General features: G+C 70.6%; 9 protein-coding genes. 3 read left to right on the top strand and 6 right to left on the bottom strand.

Translation table 11 applies throughout. The annotated features are described in order from the left end of the window. Nucleotides 1-20: 20 nt before the first annotated feature. The 4 genes from SPRI_RS02850 to SPRI_RS02865 all read right to left on the bottom strand — a co-directional run bounded on the left by SPRI_RS02850 (nt 21) and on the right by SPRI_RS02865 (nt 5,133). A complete protein-coding gene (locus tag SPRI_RS02850; protein WP_005308079.1) occupies nt 21-1,628 on the bottom strand; it encodes a glycoside hydrolase family 13 protein in 1,608 nt (535 codons plus the stop codon). 127 nt (nt 1,629-1,755) lie between these two features. Continuing rightward, entirely contained in the window at nt 1,756-2,631 is an 876-nt protein-coding gene (locus SPRI_RS02855; protein WP_005308080.1) for a carbohydrate ABC transporter permease, read from the bottom strand. 15 nt (nt 2,632-2,646) lie between these two features. After that, nucleotides 2,647-3,606 carry a carbohydrate ABC transporter permease gene (locus SPRI_RS02860; protein WP_005308081.1) on the bottom strand — a complete coding sequence of 320 codons (960 nt, stop codon included), beginning with the start codon at nt 3,604-3,606 and terminating at the stop codon, nt 2,647-2,649. A 111-nt stretch (nt 3,607-3,717) separates the two neighbouring features. Further along, a complete protein-coding gene (locus SPRI_RS02865; RefSeq protein ID WP_005308082.1) occupies nt 3,718-5,133 on the bottom strand; it encodes an extracellular solute-binding protein in 1,416 nt (471 codons plus the stop codon). A gap of 406 nt (nt 5,134-5,539) precedes the next feature. Between SPRI_RS02865 and SPRI_RS02870 the strand changes: the two genes are divergently transcribed. Beyond that, nucleotides 5,540-8,905, top strand: a complete 3,366-nt coding sequence (locus tag SPRI_RS02870; RefSeq protein ID WP_374987866.1) for a CARDB domain-containing protein — start codon at nt 5,540-5,542, stop codon at nt 8,903-8,905. A gap of 313 nt (nt 8,906-9,218) precedes the next feature. Beyond that, nucleotides 9,219-9,683 carry an SRPBCC family protein gene (locus SPRI_RS02875; RefSeq protein ID WP_005308084.1) on the top strand — a complete coding sequence of 155 codons (465 nt, stop codon included), beginning with the start codon at nt 9,219-9,221 and terminating at the stop codon, nt 9,681-9,683. 551 nt (nt 9,684-10,234) lie between these two features. Here the strand turns inward: SPRI_RS02875 and SPRI_RS02880 are convergent. Further along, entirely contained in the window at nt 10,235-10,384 is a 150-nt protein-coding gene (locus SPRI_RS02880; protein ID WP_005308085.1) for a hypothetical protein, read from the bottom strand. A gap of 125 nt (nt 10,385-10,509) precedes the next feature. On the opposite strand from SPRI_RS02880, the gene SPRI_RS02885 reads away from it, so the two are divergent. Continuing rightward, entirely contained in the window at nt 10,510-10,977 is a 468-nt protein-coding gene (locus SPRI_RS02885) for a nucleotidyltransferase domain-containing protein (protein WP_005308086.1), read from the top strand. Between the two features lie 22 nt (nt 10,978-10,999). Here the strand turns inward: SPRI_RS02885 and SPRI_RS02890 are convergent, their stop codons facing one another. Beyond that, the gene (locus SPRI_RS02890) at nt 11,000-14,920 is read right to left on the bottom strand and encodes an SAV_2336 N-terminal domain-related protein (protein WP_005308092.1); all 3,921 of its coding nucleotides are present in this window, start codon (nt 14,918-14,920) and stop codon (nt 11,000-11,002) included. Nucleotides 14,921-14,961: the final 41 nt, after the last annotated feature.

The following is a 14,961-nucleotide window of genomic DNA, read 5'->3' on the forward strand; positions in this document are numbered from 1 at the left end:
GGCCCTTCGCCGTCCCCCGGTCAGGTCCGCAGCCACACCGCCGTGTCCTGCGGCAGCCGTCCGCCGTCGTCCAGCGGGCCGCTGGCGAGCAGCAGGCGTTCGTGCGGCGGGAGCGGGACGGGCTCCGCGGCGAAGTTCACCACGCACACCAGTCCGCCGGGGCGGGCGAAGGCGAGCACGGAGGGACCGCCGACGGGCAGCCAGCTGAAGGGTCCGTCCCCGAAGCCGGGTTCGGTGCGGCGCAGCCGCAGGGCTTCCCGGTAGAGGCTGAGCATCGACCCCGGGTCGCCCGCCTGGCGGTCCGCGGCGTACGTGGCCCAGTCCTCCGGTTGCGGCAGCCACGGTTCGGTCCGGGAGCCGAATCCGCTGTACGGCGCGTCCGCGCTCCACGGCAGCGGCACCCGACAGCCGTCCCGGCCGGGGTCGGTCCCTCCGGAGCGGTGGTGCATCGGGTCCTGGATGCGGCTCGGCGGGATCTCCGCCTCCGGCAGGCCGAGCTCCTCGCCCTGGTAGAGGTAGACGGCGCCGGGCAGCGCGAGGGTGAGCAGCGCGGCGGCGCGGGCGCGCCGGGTGCCCAGTCCGAGGTCGGTGGGTGTGCCGAAGGCCTTGGTGGCGAAGTCGAAGGCGGTGTCCTCGCGGCCGTAGCGGGTCACGGTGCGGGTGACGTCGTGGTTGCACAGCACCCAGGTGGCGGGGGCGCCGACGGGCGCGTGCTCGGCGAGTGTGTCGTCGATCGTGCGGCGCAGTCGCCGTGCGTCCCAGGGGCTGCTGAGGAAGTTGAAGTTGAAGGCGGTGTGCAGTTCGTCGGGGCGCAGGTAGCGGGCGAAGCGCTCGGAGTCGGGGAGCCACACCTCGCCGACGAAGACCGCGCCGTACTCGTCGGCGACGGCCCGCCAGGAGCGGTAGATGTCGTGGAGTTCGTCGCGGTCGATGTAGGGGTGCGGGTCGCGGCCCTCGACGAAGTCGGCCAGGTCGGGGTCCTTGGCGGGCAGGGCGGCGGAGTCGATCCGTACGCCCGCCACGCCGCGCTCGAACCAGAAGCGCAGTACGTCCTCGTGTTCCTCGCGGACGGCAGGGTGTGCCCAGTTCAGGTCGGGCTGCTGGGGTGTGAAGAGGTGCAGGTACCACTCGCCGTCCTCGACCCTGGTCCAGGTGCTGCCGGCGAACTGCGAGGGCCAGTCGTTGGGCGGCAGTTCGCCGTTCGCGCCGCGCCCGGGGCGGAAGTGGAACAGCTCGCGCTCCGGGCTGCCCGGTCCCGCGGCGAGTGCGGCGCGGAACCAGGCGTGCTGGTCGGAGACGTGGTTGGGGACGATGTCGACGATGGTGCGGATGTTCAGCTCGCGGGCTTCCGCGATCAGCTTCTCGGCCTCGGCCAGGGTGCCGAAGGAGGGGTCGATGGTGCGGTAGTCGGCGACGTCGTAGCCGCCGTCGGCCAGTGGCGAGAGGTACCAGGGCGTGAACCAGATCGCGTCGACGCCCAGCTCGGCCAGATACGGCAGCCTGGCCCGTACGCCGGCGAGGTCCCCGGTGCCGTCGCCGTCGCCGTCGGCGAAGCTGCGCGGGTACACCTGATAGATGGCGGCACTTCGCCACCAGTTGTCGGTGCGGTCCGAATGAGGGGCTGCCACGGGAGGTCCTTTCGGGCAGAGGGTTCTCCGCCGCCGGCCCGGACAGCGAGGCGTCAAGGACGGGCCGGCGGCGGAGGCTTCATGGGTGAGCGCGGAGGGCGGGGCCGGGAGGCCGGCGCGGGGCAGGTCAGCCCTTGAGGCCGCCCGCGGTGAGACCGCTCATGATGTTGCGCTGGAAGAGGAGGAAGATGAGCAGCGTCGGTACGGAGGCGATGGTGAGCGCCGCTATCAGGATGTTCTCGGGCACACCGGTGGACAGTGAGTAGATGCCGACGTTCAGGGTCTGCTTGCCCGGGTCGGGCAGGGTGAGCATCGGCCAGAGGAAGTCCTTCCAGACGCCGACCACCGCGAAGATGGACACGACACCCAGAATGGGCCGGGAGATGGGCAGCACGATCGACCGGAGCGTGCGCATCGGGGAGGCTCCGTCCATGGAGGCCGCGTCGAGCAGCTCCTTCGGGATGGAGTCGAAGAAGCGCTTGAGCAGGAAGATGTTGAAGGCGTTGGTGACGGACGGCAGCCAGATCGCCCAGGGCGAGTTGAGCAGGTTGCGTTCGAAGACCGGCACGTCGAGCACGGTCAGGTACTGGGGCACGACGAGCACGGTCGCCGGGATCATGAGCGTGGCGAGCATCATGCCGAGGATCGCCTTGCCGAAGACCGGCCTGAGCCGGGACAGCGAGTAGGCCGCGGCCACGTCGAGGACCAGCTGGAAGGCGAGGGCCCCGAAGGCGTAGTAGAGGGTGTTGAACAGCAGCCTGGCCAGGTCCATCACCTCCCAGGCCCGCGAGTAGTTCTCGGCGTGCAGGGAGCCCGGCACCAGGGTCGGCGGGGTCTGGACGACTTCCTGTGTGGTCTTGAGTCCGCCGGAGACCATCCAGTACAGCGGGCCCAGGAAGACCAGCGTGAACAGGACGACGACCAGGGCGAAGGTGACCCAGTAGAGGACCTTGCCGCGGGGCCGGGCCAGCTGGGCCGGCGAGATGAGGGTGCGTGTGGTCATCTGTCGGTCCCCGTCCTACTCGTCCTCGGCGCGGCTGAGCTTCACGTACACCGCCGAGAATCCGGCGAGCAGCACGAGCAGCACCAGGCCGAGCGCCGCCGCGGCGCCGTAGTTGTTGAAGTTGAAGGCGTACTGGTAGATGAGATACACGACGGTGGTGGTCGAGCCCTCGGGTCCCGCGCCGCCGGTGAGCAGGAAGGGCTCCACGAACACCTGCATGGTCGCGATGATCTGCATGAGCAGCATCAGCGAGAGGATGAGCCGGGTCTGCGGGACGGTGACGTGCCAGATCTTCCGCAGGACGCCGGCGCCGTCGAGCTCGGCCGCTTCGTAGAGTTCGCCCGGGATGCCCTGGAGTGCCGCGAGGTAGATCAGGGTGGCGCCGCCCATGTTCATCCAGGTCGCCGCGATGACGACGGAGAGCATGGAGGTGTCGGGGTCCTGGAGCCATTGCTGGGCCGGCAGGCCGAAGAATCCGAGGATCTCGTTGAAGAGGCCGTAGCCGGGGTCGTAGAGATACTTGAACAGCAGCACAGAGGCGACCGGCGGCAGCATCACCGGCAGGTAGACCAGCATGCGCAGGTAGCCCTGGGCGTGGCGGAACTCGTTGAGCACCACCGCGACGAGGAACGGCACGGCGAAGCCGAGGACCAGCGCGAGGACCGTGAACAGGGCGGTGTTGCGCCAGGCCTGCCAGAAGGCCGGGTCGTTGAAGACGGTGGTGAGGTTGGACCAGCCGGCCCAGGTGGTCCGCCCGCCCTCCGTCTTCTGGAAGGCGAGGAGGAACTCCCTGACCATCGGGTACCAGGAGAAGAACGAGAAGCAGAGCACGGCGCCGATCAGGAAGCCGTGGGCCGTGAGATTGCGGCGAAGTGCCTTGGCGAAGCTTCCGCCTCGGGGCCGCGGGACGTCCCCGCGATGCCGCGAGCGGCGGGGCTCGGCCACCTTGTCCGTGGTCATGGTGGGGGCCGACATAGTTGCTCCTTGGTGCGTCGTGCCGACGTGGCGGTGCCGGCGCGCCGGTTCTCGGGGCCGGCGCGTCGGCGGGGTGCACGAGGGCCGGGCGGGGCCCGGTCCCCGTGGCGGTCACCCGGTGGCGAGCACCTGGTCGACCTGTGACGCCGCGGTGGCGAGGAGCTTGTCGATGTCGGCGTCCTCGTTGGTGAGGATGCCGGACATCACGTTGTCGAGGACCTTGTAGATCTCCTGGGCCTTGGGCGGTTCGGCCTTGCCCGGGACCGGGTTGTCCAGATACGTCTTGAAGTTGGCGACGGGCATCGTGGCGTGCTGCGCGCGGGCCGCGTCGTCCTTGCTCTTGGACCCGTTGAGCCAGAAGTTGGGCTGCGGGAGTCCGACCGGCAGCTTGTCCGCCTTGCTGCGGGCCCAGTCGAACTGGCCCTTGCCGACCGTGAGGTTCTTGAAGTTGAGCCAGGCGACGGCGGCCTTGATCTTGTCGGCGGAGATCCCCTTCTTGATCATGTAGTTGTTGCCGCCGGCCAGTGTGCTGCGCTCACCGGGTATCGGTCCCATGCCGAAGTTCTCGTACGCCGCGCCGAGTTGCTGAACCATGTAGGTGATGTCGTCGGGGGCGGCCAGGAACATCCCGAGCTTGTCGGAGGCGATCTGCTTCTGGAGGTCGCCCCACTTCAGCAGCTGGGTCTGCCCCATGCTCCTGTCCTGCCAGCGCATGGCGTGGAGGTTCTCCGCGACCTGCTTGCCGATGTCGTTGTCGAACGCGGCCTTCTTGCCGCTCGCGTCGACGACGTCGCCGCCGAGGCTGTACATCTGGGCGGTGAAGTGCCAGCCGCCGGTGTTCCCCGCGCTGTACTCGCCGAAGCCGGCGATGCCCTTGCCCAGTCCCGCGATCTTCTTGGCGGCGGTTCGGACGTCGGCCCAGGTGCGGGGCGGGTTGTCCGGGTCGAGCCCTGCCTGCCGGAAGAGCTTGCGGTTGACGAGCAGACCCATCGTGTAGTTGCTGGTGGGCAGGCCGTACAGCTTGCCTTCGTGCTTGAGGGAGTTCAGCACGCCCGGGTCGATGTTCTTCAGCAGCGGGACGGTCTTGTCGGTGACGTACGCGGTGATGTCCTCGGCGCCGTCGTTGTCCAGCACCTGCGGCAGGTCGGTGAAGTAGGTGTAGAAGACGTCCGGCTGGGACTTCGCCTTGAGCATGGCGGTGAAGCGCGGCGGTTCGAGGCACTGACCGGGCGTGGAGCGGCCCTCGATCGTGATGTTCGGGTACGTCTTGTTGAACTCGGCGACGTCTTCCTTCCACTGTTCGAGCTCGGCGGCCTTGGCTGCCGGCGGCATGCAGTCGATCGTGAGGGTCAGCTTCGTCTTCGGGTCGAGCGGAGCGGCGGGGTCGGAGTTGCCGCCGCTGCCGGATCCGCCGCTGTCGTCGCTGCTGCTGCTCGTACCGCAGGCGGCGAGCGCGGTGAGCGTGAGCGCGGAGACGAGGGTGACCGCGCCGGCGCGGCGAGAACGACGGAACCGAGCACTTCTCATGGATGGTCCCCTTCGGGCATGGACGTGGAAGGCACCCCGCCAGCGATGCGAGGCGGGCGTCGCACACTCAATCATCACCATCAGGTGAACGCAATATCTCGCGCTTGTTCCGTAATTGATTGACAGTCCATTGCAGGACTTGCCCGCCACGCGCGAGGTCTCCTTCTGCGCGCGGGATCCCGGCACTCCACTCCCAGGGGGTCCTGTGCGGGGGATCGCAGGCATGCAAGGACCGTTGACAAACGAACCGAGCGCTAGAAACCTGTCAGCGCAGTCAGCGCAAACATTCGACTGAATCACTCAAATTCTGTCCCGCGAGCGCTGCACCGGCTCCGGGGCCGCCGCCACCTACGGAACCGAGGACACCATGAAACGGAGACTGTTCAGATGGCGACTTCTACCCGTCATGCTCACAGCCGGCCTGGTCGCCGCCGGGCTGCTGCCCGTCGGCACTGCTCACGCGGCTGATCCGGGCCCCAACCTCGCCCTCGGCAGGACCGCCACCGCGGGCGGCTCCCACGGGTCCTACCCCGCCGCCAACACCACGGACGGCAGCCAGCATTCGTACTGGGAGGGTCCGGCGGGCAGCTTCCCGCAGTGGGTCCAGGTCGACCTCGGCAGCCGGACGGACGTGGACCGGGTGGTGCTGAAGCTGCCCTCCACCTGGGAGGCCCGCACCGAGACGCTCAGCATCCAGGGCAGCGGCGACGGCAGCGCCTTCAGTGCTCTCTCCGCCTCCGCGGCCCGGTCGTTCAGCCCGTCGCAGACGAACACCGTGGGCATCGACGTCACCGCCGACGACATCCGCTACGTCCGTGTGCACGTCACCGCCAACACCGGCTGGAACGCCGCGCAGCTCTCCGAGATCGAGGTCTACGGGGAGAGCGGGGACACCGGCAACCCGCCCGCGGACGGTGCCGACCTGGCCCGCGGCAAACCCATCGAGGCGTCCTCGACGACCCAGACGTATGTCGCGGGCAACGCCAACGACGGCAGTCTCAAGACCTACTGGGAAGCCGGCGGTCATCCGGCCACGCTGACGGTGAAGCTCGGCGCCAACGCGGACATCGGGGCCGTCGTCGTCAAGCTCGACCCTGATCCCCTATGGGGAGCCCGGACCCAGAGCATCCAGGTGCTCGGGCGTGAGCAGTCCGCGAGCGGCTTCACCTCGCTGAGGGACCGCGCCGACCACCGCTTCGACCCGTCCACGAACCAGAACACGGTGACCATTCCGGTCAGTGGCCGCTATGCCGACGTGCAGCTGAAGTTCTTCGGCAACACCGGCGCCCCCGGCGGGCAGGTGGCCGAGTTCCAGGTCATCGGCACCGCGGCACCCAACCCCGACCTCACGCTCACCGAGCTGACATGGGCACCGGCCGCCCCCTCGGAGAGGGACGCCGTGACCGTGAACGCCACGGTACGCAACGCCGGTACGGCGCCCGCCGGCGCGACCACGCTCGACGTCAGCCTGGAAGGCGTCGTCGCGGGCAGCGCCCCGGTGGGCGCCCTCGCCGCGGGCGCCACGGCCACCGTCGCGGTCGACGTCGGCCGACGCCCCATGGGCAGGTACACCGTCACGGCCGTGGTCGACCCGACCGACACGATCGTCGAGGCCGACGACACCAACAACAGCCGCACGGCCGCCTCCCAGCTGGTCGTCGGCCAGAGCCCCGGACCCGATCTGGAGGTCCGTGGCATCACCACCAGCCCGGCGAACCCCGCCGTCGGAGCCCCGGTGAGCTTCACCGTGGCGGTGCACAACCGCGGCACGACCGCCGTGAACGCCGGCACCGTCACCCGGCTCGTCGCGGGCAGCACCACGCTGAGCGGCACGACCGGCCAGGTCCCCGCCGGCGGGACGGTCCAGGTACCCATCGGCGGCAGCTGGACCGCCACCAGCGGCGGCGCGACCCTCACCGCCACCGCCGACGCGACGGGCCTGGTCGCCGAGACCGACGAGAACAACAACGTCTTCGCGCGCTCCGTGGTCGTCGGACGCGGCGCGGCCGTGCCGTACACCGAGTACGAGGCGGAGGACGCCCGTTACGAGGGCACCCTGCTCACCGCCGACCGGAAGCGCACGTTCGGACACACCAACTTCGCCACCGAGTCCTCCGGCCGCAAGTCGGTGCGGCTGAGCTCCACGGGCCAGTTCGTCGAGTTCACCTCCACCAACGCGTCCAACTCGATCGTCGTGCGCAACTCCGTCCCCGACGCCCCGGGCGGCGGAGGCGCGGACGCCACCATCAGTCTCTACGCCGACAACACCTTCGTACGGAAGCTGACCCTCTCCTCCAGACACAGCTGGCTGTACGGCAACACCGACAGCCCCGAAGGGCTGACGAACACCCCGCAGACCGATGCCAGGCGGCTGTTCGACGAGTCCCACGCACTGCTGTCGCAGACCTATCCGGCCGGTACGAAGTTCCGGTTGCAGCGCGACGCGGGCGACTCCGCGGCCTTCTACATCATCGACCTGATCGACCTGGAGCAGGTGGCCCCACCGGCGAGCCGGCCGGCCGAGTGCACCTCGATCACCTCGTACGGAGCGGTGCCCAACGACGGGATCGACGACACGGACGCCATCCAGCGCGCTGTGACCGCCGACCAGAAGGGTGACATCGGCTGCGTGTGGATCCCGGCGGGGCAGTGGCGCCAGGAGCAGAAGATCCTCACCGACGACCCGCTCGACCGGGGCACCCACAACCAGGTCGGCATCAGGGACGTCACCGTCCGCGGCGCGGGCATGTGGCACTCCCAGCTCCACACGCTGACCCCGCCGCACGAGGCGGGCGGCATCAACCACCCCCACGAGGGCAACTTCGGCTTCGACATCGACGACAACACCAAGATCTCCGACATCGCGATCTTCGGCTCCGGCACCATCCGCGGCGGGGACGGCAACGCGGAGGGCGGTGTCGGTCTCAACGGCCGGTTCGGCAAGAACACCAAGATCTCCAACGTGTGGATCGAACACGCCAACGTCGGCGTCTGGGTGGGCCGCGACTACTCCAACATCCCCGAGCTGTGGGGCCCGGGCGACGGACTCGAGTTCAGCGGGATGCGCATCAGGAACACGTACGCCGACGGCATCAACTTCGCCAACGGCACCCGCAACTCGACGGTGTTCAACTCCTCGTTCCGCAACACCGGTGACGACGCCCTCGCCGTGTGGGCCAGCCGGTACGTCAAGGATCCCGCCACCGACATCGGCCACGACAACCACTTCCGCAACAACACCGTCCAGCTTCCGTGGCGGGCCAACGGCATCGCGATCTACGGCGGCTACGGAAACACCATCGAGAACAACCTGATCTCCGACACGATGAACTACCCCGGCATCATGCTGGCGACCGACCACGATCCGCTGCCCTTCTCGGGACAGACCCTGATCGCCGGCAACGCGCTGCACCGCACCGGCGGCGCCTTCTGGGGCGAGGCACAGGAGTTCGGCGCCATCACGCTCTTCGCGGCGGGACAGGACATCCCCGGTGTCACCATCCGGGACACCGAGATCCGCGACTCCACCTACGACGGCATCCAGGTCAAGTCGGGCGGGGGCGCCGTTCCCGGCGTGCAGATCCGAAACGTCCACATCGACAGGTCCAACAACGGCTCCGGCATCCTGGCGCACGGTGGCGCCCGGGGCAGCGCGACCCTGACGGACGTGACCATCACGAACTCGGCCGAGGGCGATGTGCTGATCGAACCGGGCTCACAGTTCGTGATCAACGGTGCGCCCGCGGGGGCGTCGGTGAGGAGGACACGTTGACCGGCGGGCCGGCCCGGTACTGATCATCGAGGGAGCACTTCCCAGGGACGGCTCGTGGTCCCGGCCGGGGCGTGTGTCGTGCCGTGTGTCGTGCCGACACATCGCCGGCGCAGCCGGGGCCACGAGCCGGTCCGGCGAGCCCCGCGGGCGGCGGATGCGGGCGCCCGCGCGGGGGTTCGGTCCACAGTGACGCGAGGAGCCACGTGAGAAGCGGGCGCAACTGGGTACCCGCAGCTCAGCACGGACGGTCCGGTTCACCCGGATCCGTCGCCGTGCCGAAAGAGGGATCGCCGCAGAACAGAAGGAGGCACTGATGAGCACCGTGAAGGAAGCCGTCGAGGTCGAGGTTCCGGTGCGGACCGCGTACAACCAGTGGACCATGTTCGAGGAGTTCCCCCGCTTCATGGAGGGTGTCGAGGAGATCCGGCAGATCGACGACCGCCACAACCACTGGACGACCAAGATCGGCGGCGTGCGTCGCGAGTTCGACACGGAGATCGTCGACCAGCTCCCGGACGAGCGGATCGCCTGGCGGACCATCAGTGGCGACACACAGCAGAAGGGCACAGTCCGCTTCGAGCGTGTGGATGACACGCACACCCGGGTGGAGCTGGTCATGGACTTCGAACCGTCCGGTCCGGCGGAGAAGGTCGCCGATGTCACCGGCACCATCGACCGGCGCGTCAAGGCGGACATGCACAGGTTCAAGGAGTACATCGAGAGCCAGGGCGGGGAGTCCGGCGGCTGGCGCGGCCGGATCGCACCGGGCGACGTGTGACACCTCGCGTGTGGTGCCCGGCGGCCGCGGACTGACGCGCCCGACGAGGTCGGCGCGTGACCGTGGCGCCGTCGCGCCACCCGGCTCCGCTCCCCCGTAGACCGGCGGCCCGCTGCCCACGGGTGCCTCGTGACCGGCCGGCGCGCATCGCGCGCCGGCCGGTTCGCCGTGTCCGGGGCCGGTGGCCGTCAGCCCCTGCCGGTGACGCTCGGGACCGACCTGGCGGGTCCGCCGCTGGACGGGCCGCACCCCCGAGACTCCCTGGCAAGCGGGACAGCAACGGCAACGAGCGGGACGCAGCGGCGACAAGAGCCGCTTTCAGGCTCGTCGCCGAGCCGGCCCCGGCGGGAAGGGCTCACCCTGCGCGAGCTGATCGCCCGGCCCGGAGGCGGTCGCGGTCACCGGGTGGTGGCCGGCACCGCGGAGCAGATCGCCGCCGGCCGCCTGGGCGGCTCGTCCGGCCGACCCGAGCCGGGTGCCGCCCTTCCGGCTTCCCCGAAGCGCGGGAAGCAGCGCCCCGGCCCCGGCTGCGGTCTCCTGGGGGACTCCTGTCAACAGTCGACGCGGTCGCGTTTCACCGACCACGCGTCGAACGGCGCCGTACGGTTCGGCAGGTCCGCCTTCTCGACCGGCGTCAGCCACATCGACGCGGGCTTCTTCTCGAACAGGTCGTAGAACCTGCGGTCGTCGAACCCGGCCACGCAGGCCCCGGGTGTTGACCGGTGCCATATGGCACGATCGGCGACATGGTGGACCCGGAGCGATCCGCTGGACGGCGGGCGGACCGACCCGCGCACCCTCCCTCGACGCGCGCCGACGACCTGTCGTGAGCGGTCCGGAGCAGCCGGGCCGGCCGTCGCCGCGGCGCATCGCCGAGGTCGACGCGTTCGTCCAGCGCATCGCACGCTGGGCGGCGGACCGCGCGGACATCGTCGGCCTGCTGCTGGTCGGTTCGTTCGCCCGCGACACCGCGGGGCCCGATTCCGACGTCGACATCGTTCTGCTCACCACGGACGAGCCCCGGTATCTCGACGGCGCGTGGGCCGTCGACCTCCGCCTGGGGCGCCTGGTCCGCACCCGTTCCTGGGGACCGATCACGGAACTCCGCTACGCCACGGCCTCCGGCCTGGAGGTCGAGATGGGCATCGGGTCCCCGGGGTGGGCGGCGACGGATCCCGTCGATCCGGGAACGCACCGTGTCGTCACCGACGGCGCCCGCGTGCTGCACGACCCAGCAGGCATGCTGGCGGAGTTGCTCGCCGCTTGCCACGCCGAGGGTCGTCGGCGGACGTGACGGGGCGGGGCTCCGCAGGCGGTCACTCTTCCGGTTCGGTGGGCGGAACCTCGAGATCGGTCCGCTCGCCGGTGACGAGGGCTCCAGGGAGTTCGGCGCCCTCCACGAAGGTGACGTCGCTGAACTCCGCACCCTCGCGGAACGTCACCCCATGGAAACCGGCGTGCCCGTGAAAGAACAGGCCTCTGCAGAGGAGGGGGCGCAGGAAGGTGGAGAAGTCGAAGGACGCCGTGCTTCTGAACTCCCCACCGGCCAGCAGGACCGGGCCGTCGAAGGTCGCGTAGGCGAAGGAGGCGCGGTCCTCGAACAACGCCTCGAGGGACTCCAGGCCGTCTTCGAACGTGCTGTAGTCGAACGAGACCCGCTCGAGGAAGTGGACGCGGTCGAAGCCGGTGCGCCGCTGGAACGTCGCGTAGTTGAAGGCGACTCGGCGGCCGAACTCGGCCCGGGTGAAGAACGACCGCCCTTGGAACGTGGCGTAGTCGAAGGAGAGAGGGCCCCGGAAAGCCGCCGCTTCGTATGTGGCATGGCCGCCGAAGGTGGCGTAGCGGTACGTGACCTCCCCTTCCGCCGTGAGGTCACCCATGTCCACGTCACCGCCGAAGGTCGCGTAGTCGAAGGAGGCGCCCCCCTCGAACCGTGCGCCGCTGAACAGGGCACTGCTGAGGAACATCGCGTGTCCGAAAGCCGCGTCCGACCGGAACACCGTCTCGTCGAAGAGGGCCCGGCCACCGAACGTGGCCCCCTTGAACGACGCCTCGTCGAAGAGGGCCTGCTGCAGAGTCACCCCGGGCAGTACCGCCTCGTTGAAGATCGCACGGCCCAGGCGGACCCGGCCCCCTTCGGCCTCCCGGACCGCCGACACGACCTCGTTCAGCAGTTCGGGCGTGAACGTCGTCCCCGAGAAGTCGACCGACGCGCCCGGCGCCAGTGTGGCCAGGAACGCGGCCCGCTCGGAGTCGGACACGTGGGCCAGGCACTTCTCGTACCCAGGGAGCTTGATTCCGGTGCAGCCGACCGGATCCTCCGCCGTCGCCCCGGTGCCGCAGCACACCCAGGACAGTCCCGGCCCCGTCCGGCCGCCCTCCTCCGCCGCGGCGGCGGCGATCGCCCGCCCCAGTTCCTCGACGAGACCCTCGTAGAGCCAGCCGCCCCCGGGCTCCGGTTCCGAACCCGCCCCGAGCGGCACGAGTCGGTCTATCCAGGCGGGACCCAGCGTTACGGCGATCCGGTCGCGCATGGCGTCGGACACGGCGAGGTACACGGGCGAATCGACGAAGCGCGCCGCCTGGCGCAGCTGGGCGTTCAAGAACGAGTCGCCGACGAGCCGGGCGGCCTCCGACACCGCGCCACCGACGAGCCCCAGGCGAGTGTCCGTCACCTCACCGATGGAGACCGCGACCGCGACCGTCGTATCAGGGTGCCCGGCCACAACGGTCTGCAGTCCGGCCAGCACGCGGCCCGCGTCCTGCACGGCCGTCGGGCCGTCCAGCATCATCAGCAGATCCGCCGCTCTCTCGCCCCCCGCCCCCTCGGTCACGACACCGTCGATGCCGGCCCGACGCATGATCGCAGTCAGGGACTCCCTCATGTCATGCGCCAACTCCGGTTCCATATAGGGCGCGTCGGTGCCCCACCGACCGCTGATGACCGCAACATCGATGGCCAGGCACACGGCAGGGCTTTCCGGCGACGGACCCACGGCCGGCTCGCCGCCCATGTCCTCGATCTCGTAGGGCGTCGTCATGTGCGCCGCCAGCGCCCGGCGGAAGCCCGTGTCCTCGAGCAGCGCGGCAGCGGGCACCACCCCGATCCGGGGACGCTGTACGTGCCGCCGGGCGACCGTTCCCACGAAGAAGCCGTCACAGGAGACGAGGGCGCCCGACATCCCCGCCGGCCCGCCTCCGTCGAAGGGCCCCGTGAGTTCGACGGTGATCGTCCGCGCTGTGGGCAGCGCCGTCCCCAGCAGTTCCGTCCGTTCGCCCGACCGTCCGAAGCCGCTGACACGCACGGGCATCGGACCGCTGTCGGGCATGCGCCCCCACCTGAGCCGTGACGGAAGGAGACGCTCCCACTCCTCGCCGTCGAGAATGTTCTCCTCCGCGAGCACCAGGGCGGCGTCCAGCGGCCCCTGCCCCGTCCACACGGTTGTGCAGGCGATCTCCCTGCCGTCCCTGCTCACGGTCCACATCGCTGTGCCCGCGTCCACCAGGTGGGCACAGGTCAGCACAAGACGGGGCGTCAGCAGAACACCGGCACCGGCATTCATGCCCGAGCCGTGCCCTCTTCTCAGCACGACGACACGAGCGGACGGTTCGAAGTCCGTGCCACGCTCCGTCCCCTGGGACCCGGACGCCGCCTCGGTGTCCGTCGGCGGAGCCGCCACCGGCAGCGCCGGTTGCTCCGCGAACGGCTGCTGTCCCTCGTCCACGCGGCGGCTGCCGGCCGCCCCGCCGGTCACCCGCGTCGCGGAGAACTCCCGGCCGCCGGAACGGCTGCGGGCGATGTACTCCCACACGCTCCGCCGGACCAGCTCACGCACCGCGGCGACGTCCCCGCGCAGTTGGGAGCCGAGCAGAGCCTCGCGGACACCGGGCAGGAAGTCGAAGTGCAGGTCGTCCGGCGCCGTGCCGGCGGGCTGTGCGCTCCAGGGCTCGAGCAGCCCTCCGAGGGCGACCTCTGCCAGGTGGCCGTGGTCGGAGTCCGTCAGCAGGGAGCGGCGGACGAGCGTCATGACGGGCAGCGTCAGCGGCACGGCCGCCAGGTGTGCCGCGAGCTGCTGGGCCGTGGGGGACGCGGCGGCCCGGAAGCGCTCGACCGCGTCCAGTCCGACGGCCGTGGGTGCAGGGGCGGTCACCGGCTCCTCCGGCGGGGCGGCGGCGTCGAGTCGGAGGCAGTGCATGTTCCACCACCGGCCGTCCCCGGAGACCAGGTGGGCCAGCCGGGCGAGGCTGTCCGGGGACGCGGACACGACGGGCACGACCGCCGGGGCGGCGGCGGTCGCCCGTCTTACGCGCCGGTGCGGGCGCCGCGCGGTGGCCACGTGCTGCCAGGTCCGGCCCGCCGCGGCGGGCCGGTCGGCCCGGACCGCGAAGGGGACGGGCCGGACGGCGCCCCGGGTCCACAGCCGTTCGGGGAGTACGTTCAGCACGGCCACGGCGTTGTGCCTGCCCCACTGGCGGAGCACGCTCTGCACACCGGGCTCCCGCCAGCCGCCTGCCACCAGGTCCGTGCACACGAGGATCAGCCGGCGCCCGGACGGGTCGGCGAGCTCCCGCGGATGGCGCGGTGCCGCTCCGCGCCGGTGGGCGACCATGGGCGTCCCACCGGCCGCCGTGCCCGTCAGGAACCACGTGCGGACGTCGCGGAACACACCGCTGCGCGTGAAGGCCCGGCGCAGCTCCTCGGTGAGGTCGTCCCACAGCAGCATGGAGTGGTGGGCGTCCACGACGAGCGTGAGGTCCGACCCGCGCGTCCGGGCGGGACGCAGTACCGGCGAGAGCATCAGCTGCTCGATGCTCTGTTCCACGGTGAGTTGTTCGTCGAGCTCCTCCCCCGGTCCGCCGTCGGAGTGCCTGCCGACCGGGCGCAGGGAACGCATCACGGCCAGGGGCTCGTGAAGCACCTCGGCGCGGGGCAGGCGCAGCGGAACGCCGCGGGCCCCGCCCCCTGCTCCGAGGCCGCCGTCGCCGTCGGAACGCTCGCGCACGGCGGCCGGGAACAGCTGGTCGGCGGGCTGCGTCGACGTCGTCGGTGTGGCGTGACGCGCACCCTCCCGCCGTGCCGCCGCGTCGTGGCCGTGGGTCCCCGGGCCGTGCGGTCCGGCGACCGGCCGCCGGTGCGCGGCGTCCACCCGGGCGGCCAGCCACAGGATGTCCGCGATCTCGTCCGGTCCTGCGTCCGGACCGCCGTCGGCGAAGGCGGCGAGCAGTTCCTCGATCACCGGGCGGCCCGGGGAGCGCGGACGGAGCTCATGCCGACGGC

It is taken from the genome of Streptomyces pristinaespiralis, assembly GCF_001278075.1.
GTDB classification, from domain to species: domain Bacteria; phylum Actinomycetota; class Actinomycetes; order Streptomycetales; family Streptomycetaceae; genus Streptomyces; species Streptomyces pristinaespiralis.

Excerpts from the sequence above, each read along its gene's own strand:
- SPRI_RS02855 (WP_005308080.1), bottom strand. The coding sequence starts at position 2,631 with ATGACCACACGCACCCTCATCTCGCCGGCCCAGCTGGCCCGGCCCCGC.
- SPRI_RS02860 (WP_005308081.1), bottom strand. The coding sequence starts at position 3,606 with ATGTCGGCCCCCACCATGACCACGGACAAGGTGGCCGAGCCCCGCCGC.
- SPRI_RS02865 (WP_005308082.1), bottom strand. The coding sequence starts at position 5,133 with ATGAGAAGTGCTCGGTTCCGTCGTTCTCGCCGCGCCGGCGCGGTCACC.
- SPRI_RS02870 (WP_374987866.1), top strand. The coding sequence starts at position 5,540 with ATGCTCACAGCCGGCCTGGTCGCCGCCGGGCTGCTGCCCGTCGGCACT.
- SPRI_RS02875 (WP_005308084.1), top strand. The coding sequence starts at position 9,219 with ATGAGCACCGTGAAGGAAGCCGTCGAGGTCGAGGTTCCGGTGCGGACC.